Source organism: Acidovorax sp. HMWF018 (assembly GCF_003061035.1).
Taxonomy (GTDB): Bacteria; Pseudomonadota; Gammaproteobacteria; order Burkholderiales; family Burkholderiaceae_C; genus Acidovorax; species Acidovorax delafieldii.
Genome location: NZ_QAIM01000377.1, coordinates 516 through 8,377, shown reverse-complemented (window position 1 = coordinate 8,377; position 7,862 = coordinate 516). Strand labels below are relative to the sequence as shown.

Annotated in this window: 8 protein-coding genes and 1 pseudogene; 3 read left to right on the top strand and 6 right to left on the bottom strand. The window is 65.9% G+C overall.

Annotation, left to right across the window (positions count from 1 at the left end; genetic code table 11):
* The coding region (locus tag DBR23_RS14660) for a diguanylate cyclase domain-containing protein (RefSeq protein ID WP_146191344.1) at positions 1-242 on the top strand (242 nt) is incomplete at its 5' end.
* A gap of 93 nt (positions 243-335) precedes the next feature.
* Complete coding sequence (locus DBR23_RS14655; protein WP_108498739.1) at positions 336-1,226, top strand: NAD-dependent epimerase/dehydratase family protein; 891 nt, start codon at positions 336-338, stop codon at positions 1,224-1,226.
* A gap of 21 nt (positions 1,227-1,247) precedes the next feature.
* On the opposite strand, the gene DBR23_RS14650 is transcribed toward DBR23_RS14655, so the two are convergent.
* The 3 genes from DBR23_RS14650 to DBR23_RS14640 all read right to left on the bottom strand — a co-directional run bounded on the left by DBR23_RS14650 (position 1,248) and on the right by DBR23_RS14640 (position 4,053).
* The gene (locus tag DBR23_RS14650; RefSeq protein WP_108498738.1) at positions 1,248-2,243 is read right to left on the bottom strand and encodes an amino acid ABC transporter substrate-binding protein; all 996 of its coding nucleotides are present in this window, start codon (positions 2,241-2,243) and stop codon (positions 1,248-1,250) included.
* A 95-nt stretch (positions 2,244-2,338) separates the two neighbouring features.
* Positions 2,339-3,151 (bottom strand): aspartate/glutamate racemase family protein, encoded by an 813-nt coding sequence (locus DBR23_RS14645; protein ID WP_108498741.1) that lies wholly within the window; start codon positions 3,149-3,151, stop codon positions 2,339-2,341.
* 11 nt (positions 3,152-3,162) lie between these two features.
* Positions 3,163-4,053: an amino acid ABC transporter substrate-binding protein gene (locus tag DBR23_RS14640; RefSeq protein ID WP_056061154.1), complete on the bottom strand. Its 891-nt coding sequence runs from the start codon at positions 4,051-4,053 to the stop codon at positions 3,163-3,165.
* 355 nt (positions 4,054-4,408) lie between these two features.
* Between DBR23_RS14640 and DBR23_RS14635 the strand changes: the two are divergent.
* Positions 4,409-5,622: pseudogene (locus DBR23_RS14635) on the top strand (D-amino acid dehydrogenase).
* 71 nt (positions 5,623-5,693) lie between these two features.
* Here DBR23_RS14635 and DBR23_RS14630 read toward each other — a convergent pair.
* The 3 genes from DBR23_RS14630 to DBR23_RS30725 all read right to left on the bottom strand — a co-directional run.
* Positions 5,694-6,623, bottom strand: a complete 930-nt coding sequence (locus tag DBR23_RS14630; protein ID WP_056747507.1) for a LysR family transcriptional regulator — start codon at positions 6,621-6,623, stop codon at positions 5,694-5,696.
* A gap of 97 nt (positions 6,624-6,720) precedes the next feature.
* On the bottom strand, positions 6,721-7,353 hold the full coding sequence (locus DBR23_RS14625; protein WP_108498740.1) for a glutathione S-transferase family protein: 633 nt from the start codon (positions 7,351-7,353) through the stop codon (positions 6,721-6,723).
* 21 nt (positions 7,354-7,374) lie between these two features.
* On the bottom strand, positions 7,375-7,862 hold a 488-nt coding region (locus tag DBR23_RS30725; protein WP_233250466.1), incomplete at its 5' end, for a glutathione S-transferase C-terminal domain-containing protein.

The following is a 7,862-nucleotide window of genomic DNA, read 5'->3' as shown; positions in this document are numbered from 1 at the left end:
ATGTGCCCCTGCCCGAGGCAGTGACGGTGGCAGAGCGCTGCATGGCCAGCCTGCGCGAGGCGGCCCTGGCCCACCCCCGCTCCCCCACGGCGCCCTACATCACGCTCAGCATGGGCATTGCCAGCCTGGTGCCACGCCCCGGCGCCAGTTCTGACACACTTGTGCACGCGGCCGATGCGGCTCTGTACCGCGCCAAGTACGGCGGCCGCAACCGCTTCGAGGTCTTCACGCCTGCGCAGTGACGGTGTTGCCAGCGGGGGTGGCGACGGCCTGAGCAGGTCCGCGCCGGGCCTTCCGGTTTTTGCACGCTTCACCTTCTTTGCAGGACGACGCTGATGAACATTTTGCTCACCGGCTCCACCGGTTTTGTGGGCCGCACCGTGGCTGCCGCACTCACCCGTGCAGGACACCAGGTGCACGGCGGCGTATCACCCCGGCACCGGTCACCCGGCGCCTTGCAGGTGCCCATGGACTTTGCGCGCGACACCTCGGCCCAGGCCTGGCTGCCGCGTCTGGCGGGTATCGATGCCGTGGTGAATGCTGTGGGGGTGCTGCGCGACAGCCGTGCGCGCCCCATCGACGCCGTGCACCAGCACACGCCCGTCGCGCTGTTTGATGCCTGCGCCCAGGTGGGTGTGCGGCGCGTGGTGCATGTCTCGGCCTTGGGCATTGAAGGCAGTGCCACCCGCTATGCCACCACCAAGCGCGCTGCAGACACGCACCTGCTGGCGTTGGCCCAACAAGGGGCATTGCACCCCGCCATCCTGCGCCCCAGTGTGGTGTTTGGCAAAGGCGGTGACAGCAGCGCGCTGTTCATGAACCTGGCGCGCCTGCAGGTGGCGCTGTTCCCCGGCCCCATGCTCACGGCGCGGGTGCAGCCCGTGTCGGTGCACGATCTGGCCGCCGCCATCGTTGCACTGCTGGGGCCCGCCATCTCCACCCAGGGTATCGTCGAGTGCGCTGGGCCGGAGGCCCTGACCATGGGCGATTTCATTGCCAGCCTGCGCCAGCAACTGGGCCATGGCAAAGCCCATGTGCTGCGCCTTCCCGTCCCGCTCACCCAGCTGAGCGCTCGCCTCGGCGACGCAGTGCCCAGCGTGCCTTGGTGCACCGAAACCCTCACCATGCTGGGCAGCGACAACGTGGGCAACCCTGCGGTGTTCGAGCAGCTGCTGGGCCGCAAGGCGGTGCACTACAGCCAGCTGGTGGCGACCTCCTGGCGCTGACGCGTACCGTCTGTGCCCTCGTCACTGGGGCACGAAGTCCGACGGATACCGCAGCGAATCCACCAGCAGGTGCGACATGCGCATGCCCAGATTGATGCCATGTGGAGGAATGGGCTGGGTGAACCACTTGTCGTACAGGCGGTGCAGCTCCCGCGTCTGAATGAGCCGCCGCAGCTCCGCATCGACCACTGCCTTGAGCGCAGGGTCGTTGCGCTCGAACGCCACCGCATAGGGCTCGATGGTCATGGGCTTGCCAATCACCTTCAGGTCTTGCGGGCGGGCATGGCTGGCACGCAGGCCATAGAGCAGCACATCGTCCATCGCAAAGCCGTCCACCCTGCCATCCACCACCCAGCCAAAGCCCTCGGCATGGTCGCGGGCGGGCTCGATCCGCAGGCGCACTGATTTGTTGGCAGCCTCGCGCGCCAGCGAATCGATGTTGGTGGTGCCCACCGTCGAAGCCACTGTCTTGCCGTCCAGGTCTTCGATACGCTCGAAGGGGCGCTGGCTTTGCACCACGATGCGTGATGACGCAATGAAGTGCGCAATGGTGAAAGCCACCCGCTGCCTGCGCGCAGCCGTGTTGGTGGTGGAGCCGCATTCCAGGTCCACATCGCCGCGCTCGATGGCCTCAAAGCGGTTGCCCGACGTGACCTGACGGTAGTCCACCCGCAGATCGCGCCGCTGCAGATGGCGACCGATGGCCTGTGCGATCTGCAGGCACACGTCCACGCTGTAGCCCACGGGCACCCCATTGGCCACATAGGACATCGGCAGAGAAGATTCGCGGTGGCCGATGACCACTCTTCCCGTGGCCTGGATGCGCTGCAGCGTCTGGCCCGGAGGCTCCGCTGTGCGCGCCAAGGCGGTGCTTGGCACTTCCGTCTTCGCAGAGGTCGATAGGCCCGCAGCGGTCCCCGTGTTCTGCGCGATGACCCCCGCCGTCGCACACGCAGCGCAGGCAGCAGCCAGCGCACGCACCATCCCAAACCTCGCGGGATTCGCTTCACATGTCATGGCTTGCCTCTTCGAAGTTTTCGTGATGCCACCTGGGCAATGGCCTGTGCGCTGGCTGGCGTACCGGGGCGCAGCGGCACCAGGGCTCTACAGCGCTATACCGCAGCCCGCGAAGCTGAAGACCCAGTGGGGGGCGGGGCTTCCATGCCCGTGTTTCCGTACGCATGCCGCGCCAAGGCAGCCGCCAGCACCATGGACGGGTTGACCAGCGTCAGCCCCTCCAGCCGGGGGTGCTCTGACAGTGCGAGTGGAATTTCTGTGCAGCCCATGATGAGCGTGGAGACCCCATAGCGCTGCTGCAGCACCAGCGACACGGACTCGAACCGCTGGCGGGCTAGCGCGTAGTTGCCGGCCTTCACGCCGTCGTAGATGCCCTGCATCAGCTGGTCGCGCTCACGGGGTTCGGGCACAAAGCAGTCGATGTCGCGGTGCTCCAGCTCGCGCTGGTACAAGCCCGCCTCGTAGGCACCCTGCGTGGCCAGCAGGCCCACGCCATGCACCTTGTGCAGCGCCAGGTCTGCAGCGACCTCTTGCACACCATGCAGCACCATCAACTGCGGAAAGCGCTGCTGCAGCAGGCCATGCCAGGCATGCGCCGTGTTGCACGCAATGGCCACCACGCGCGCGCCCAGGGCCGCCAGGCGGCCCGTGGCCTGCAGCATCGGGTCTGCAGGCTGGTGGGCCCCGGGGCGGGTGTCGTGCAAGGCCGCCGTGCGGTCGGGAATGGGCACCTGCGCCAGCCAATGCTCAGGGTAAGCCTGGTCGTGCACAGGGATGCCCAGCGCCGCCATGCGGTCAGTGCAGGCCTGCACAAACAGGCGCACAAAGTCGGCACCCGCAGCAGGCCCCATGCCCCCCAGAATGCCCACCACCTGCGGGGCCGGAGGGTGCGGGGTGGACGGCAACATGCTCACACCCATCACAGCGCAGGCTTGTCGCTCTGGGCCACCAGGTTGTCGCGCAGCTCCTTGCTCATGGGCAGGTTGAGGTTCTGGCCGCGCGGGGGCACTGGCGACATGAACCACTTGGTGTAGAGCTTGTCGAACTCGCCCGACTTCATCATCCCGCCGATCACGCCGTTGACCAGCGTCTGGAACTGCGGGTCGTCCTTGCGCAGCATGCAGGCATAGGGTTCGACCTGCAGCGAGTCGCCCACCACCACCCAGTCGGCCGGGTTGCGCGTGTTGCCCATCAGTCCAAACAGCAGGATGTCGTCCATGGCGAAGGCCTCTGCACGGCCGGTGTCCACCAACAGCAGCGAGTCCTCGTGGTCTTTGCCCAGCACGATGTCCATGTCCAGGTTGTTGTCGCGGTTGTACTTGCGGATCACCTGCGCGTTGGTGGTGCCTGAGGTGCTGGCCACTTTTTTCTTGGCGAGGTCGGCGTAGTTCTTGACGCCCGAGGCCTTCTTGGTCAGCAGCCGGGTGCCGGTGTAGAAATAGTTGATGGCAAATTGCACGTCCTTGCCGCGCGCCGTGTTGTTGGTGGTCGATCCGCACTCGAGGTCCACGGTGCCGTTGGTCAACAGCGGAATGCGGTTTTGCGAAGTCACGGCCTGCAGCTCCACCTTGATGGCAGGGTTGTTCAACCGCTTCTTCACCGCATCGACCACGGCGTTGGAGATGTCCACCGACATGCCCACCGGGTTGCCCGGGCCCGCCAGATAGCTGAAGGGCACCGACGACTCGCGGTAGGCCAGCGTGATCTTGCCGGAGTCGGCAATCTTCTTGAGGGTGTCGGCACTGGCCACGGTACTGGCCAGCACACCGGCGACCACGAGGACAGCAGCGGTGACAGCGGAGAGCTTCATGGGAATCCCTTTGCAAAAAATCAGGTGAACAGACAGTCGGACAGACGAGAAAGCAAGATGCAGGGGCACTGTAAAAATTTGCGGCCGTCTTGAACAATTCATTTGCACGGGTCCACCATGATGAAAAGTTATGGCTCTGTTTCGGTGCACCTCCGCGCACCATCGTGGATCGTCCTGCCTGCTTTGCGGCCCTTGCATCGCGGCGCCCCCCTCTTCCGCCGGCCCATCCTGAAAACACCAGGCGCTGACCAGTGCATAACTTCCTGGCATGGCAAGGCACTGCTTTGGCATTGTTCAGCAGGTGCACAGCCGCCTACATTCGTTGTCATCTCCTCCAACCGTTTCACTCTCTCCGATGCAGGTATGTGTATTGGGCGCAGGCATCGTCGGCCTGGCCACGGCATATGAACTTCAACAGCGCGGCCTGCAGGTCACCGTCATCGACCAGGCGCAGCCCGGCACTGGCGCCAGCGGTGGCAACGGCGCGCAACTGAGCTACAGCTATGTACAACCGCTGGCGGACGCCAGCATCTGGCGGCAGCTGCCCCGGTTGCTGCTCTCGCCCACCTCCCCACTCAAGCTGCGCCTGCAGTGGGATACCCACCAGTGGCGCTGGGGGCTGGAGTTTCTGCGCGCCTGCAACCGGCAGACTTCCGAACGCAGCACCGCACAACTGCTGGCCCTGGCCGCCCTGAGCCGCCATCATCTGGAAACCATGCTGCAGGCAGAGTCCCTGGACTGCAACTTCTCCAGCACCGGCAAGCTGGTGCTGTACGACACCGCAGCCGGCCTGGCCGCGGCACAACGCCAGATGGACCTGCAGCGCCAGTGGGGCAGCGAACAGCAGGCGGTTTCGGCCCAGCGTTGCGTGGAGCTTGAGCCCGCGCTGCTGCACTACCAGCCGCGCATTGCCGGAGCCATCTACACCCCCAGTGAATGCGCTGCCGACTGCCTCCAGGTCTGCCAAGGCTTGCAGGCCGTGCTGGCCGCACGGGGGTGCGCTTCATGCTGGGCGCCACGGTCCAAGGCTTTGTGCGCGAGGGATCCCGCATTGCTGCGGTGCAGACCAGTGCAGGAGCCATCGAGGCGCAACAGTTTGTGCTGGCCCTGGGCAGCCGCAGCCACCCGGCGGCGCAGACGCTGGGGTTGCGCTTGCCGGTATACCCCCTCAAGGGCTACAGCATCACGCTGGATACCAACCCCACACCATCGGCAGCGCCTCGCATCAATGTGACCGATGCTGCACGCAAGGTGGTGTTTGCGCGCATCGGCCAGCGCCTGCGGGTGGCGGGCATGGCCGAACTGGTGGGGCACGATGCACGCATACCTGCCGCGCGCATCCAGAGCCTGCGCGATGCCACCCGCGCCGTTTTCCCGACCTGCCATCAAGGCGGAGAGCTGCATGCCTGGACCGGCATGCGCCCCGCCACGCCCACCGGGCTGCCGATCGTAGGCCGTTGGGTGGGGGCACCGGACAACTTGCTGCTCAACACAGGCCATAGCTCTTTGGGGTTCACGCTAGCGTTCGGCACGGCGGCGCAGGTGGCCGAGCTGCTGGCGCCCGCCTAACTCTCCCGCACTCCCGCACTCCCACGCTCTGCAGCCGCACAAGGCACCACCCGCCTCGGCAGGTGGCGCGTTCACTCCACCTCGGGCTGCAGGCCCACCGCTTCCAGCGTCTCTGCCACCGCCTGGCGCATGCATTGCGTCATGGCACTGGCCAGCAGTGAGCTGGGGCGGTTGACAGTACGCAGCGACTTGATGGGCACGGCAATGTGCGGCGCCAGCGCCAGCACATCCACCTTGCTGCGGTCGGCCGATGCCGCCGTGCAGGCGTCCACCAGCGCCACGGCGTGACCATGGTGCGCCAGCGCCAGCGCCGCATGGTAGGTCTGCACCGTGAACGCCGTCTGCAGGCCCACGCCCGCCTCGCGGCACGCGTGGTTGACCACCGTGCCGATGGGGTCGCGCACATCCAGCCGCACCACCGGCGTGTCTGCCAGGTCGGCCAGATGCACCACACCGGCCGCCACCAGCGCAGCACCCAGCATGCCCTTGGGCGCTACACACACCATGCGCCCATCGGCCAGATGCTCCTGCGTGAGCGCGGGGTGGGCGATGGCGCTGAACACAAAGCCCACATCCGCCTCCTGCAGCACCAGGGCCGAGACGATCTGGGGCGAGTGCAGCGCGTCGATGGTCACCTGCACATCCGGGTGCTTTTTCCTGAAAAAACGCAACGCACGCGGCAGCACCTCGTAGCTCAGCGCCAGCACGCTCAGGATATGCAACTCACCCTCACGCCGGTCGCTCTTGAGGCTGTTGGCCAGGCGCTGCACATCATCGAGCTGGGTGAACAGGCGCTCGATGTGCGGGTACAGGGTCTGTGCCTCGGTGGTGGGTACCAGCTTGCCCTTGAGCCGGTGGAACAACGGAAAGCCCAGCTGCAATTCAGCATGCGCCAGGATGCGGCTGACCGCAGGCTGCGTGACGTTGATGAGGCGGGCCGCCGCGCTCACGCTGCCGGTGAGCATGACGGCGTTGAAGACTTCTATGTGGCGAAGGCGCATATGCTGACGATGCAAGGAATGGGCCGCAAGCGCAATCCTTGCATGTACCCATTGCGAAATCGCGCACTCAAACCGCGCGCCTCGCACGCGCTTGCAGCTAAAGCGACATCGACGGCCGCAGCGCCATGGCCGCACGCCAGCGCAGTAAGTGCGGGTGCTGCTCGCCCGGCTTGTGCTTGACCACACGCGCAAAGTCCACCGCCACCACCGCCGTGATGTCGGCCACGCTGAAGCGGTCAGTGGCAATGAATTCGCGGTCCGCGAGGCGCTCGTTGAGCAGCTGAAAGAACTGCCCCACACGCACCAGTCCACGCTCGGCCAGGGCCGGGATTTGCGGGTAGTCCACCGCGCCGGGCAATGCCCGGTTGGCCATGGCGGGCGCGCTGTTGCGCAGCGCCTCGGCAATGGCCTGCAGGCCCTCGAACTCCATGCGCCAGTTCCAGCTCGCAATCTCGGCCTTTTCTGCAGGCGTCTCGCCCAGCAGTGCAGGCTGCGGGTAGCGCGCTTCGAGATACGCCGTGATCGCCGCGTTGTCGGTCAGCAGCAGACCTTCTTCGCTGCGCAACGCGGGCACCGTGCACTGCGGGTTGATCTGGCGATACGCCTCGCCCAGTTGCTCGCCATTGCGCAGGTCCACCTGCACGGTGTCGTGGGCCACACCCTTTTCTGCCAGCAGGATGCGCGCACGGCGCGGGCTGGGCGCCGTGGCGCAGTCATACAAAGTAATCATGGTGACGCCTTGCAAAAACACTCAGCGTGCGGGGGAAGAAGCTGCTGCTGCCGCCGCCTCGATCTTGTCCTGCGTCTTCGTGTCAAAGTCGCTCGCGTCATGCCGCTCGCGCAACTGGCTGGCCAGATCGCCCTGCACGCGGTTCACCTTGCGCCCCCGCTGCACTGCCGGGCGCTTGGCAATCTGCTCGGCCCAGCGCACCACATGCGTGTATTCGTGCACCTGCAAAAACTCGCCCGCGTTGTAGGCCTGCCCTTTCACCAACAAGCCATACCAGGGCCAGATCGCGATGTCCGCCACCGTGTACTCATCGCCCGCCACGTACTCGGTCACGGCCAGGCGCTGGTTCAGCACATCCAGCTGGCGCTTGGCCTCCATCGCGTAGCGGTCAATCGCGTACTCGATCTTGACCGGCGCATAGGCATAAAAATGACCAAACCCGCCGCCCACGAAAGGTGCACTGCCCATCTGCCAGAACAGCCATGACAGGCACTCGGCGCGGGCCGCGC

What these genes read in the sequence shown, in the direction of transcription:
- DBR23_RS14655 (WP_108498739.1), top strand. Translation starts at nt 336, where the DNA reads ATGAACATTTTGCTCACCGGCTCCACCGGTTTTGTGGGCCGCACCGTG.
- DBR23_RS14650 (WP_108498738.1), bottom strand. Translation starts at nt 2,243, where the DNA reads ATGACATGTGAAGCGAATCCCGCGAGGTTTGGGATGGTGCGTGCGCTG.
- DBR23_RS14645 (WP_108498741.1), bottom strand. Translation starts at nt 3,151, where the DNA reads ATGTTGCCGTCCACCCCGCACCCTCCGGCCCCGCAGGTGGTGGGCATT.
- DBR23_RS14640 (WP_056061154.1), bottom strand. Translation starts at nt 4,053, where the DNA reads ATGAAGCTCTCCGCTGTCACCGCTGCTGTCCTCGTGGTCGCCGGTGTG.
- DBR23_RS14630 (WP_056747507.1), bottom strand. Translation starts at nt 6,623, where the DNA reads ATGCGCCTTCGCCACATAGAAGTCTTCAACGCCGTCATGCTCACCGGC.
- DBR23_RS14625 (WP_108498740.1), bottom strand. Translation starts at nt 7,353, where the DNA reads ATGATTACTTTGTATGACTGCGCCACGGCGCCCAGCCCGCGCCGTGCG.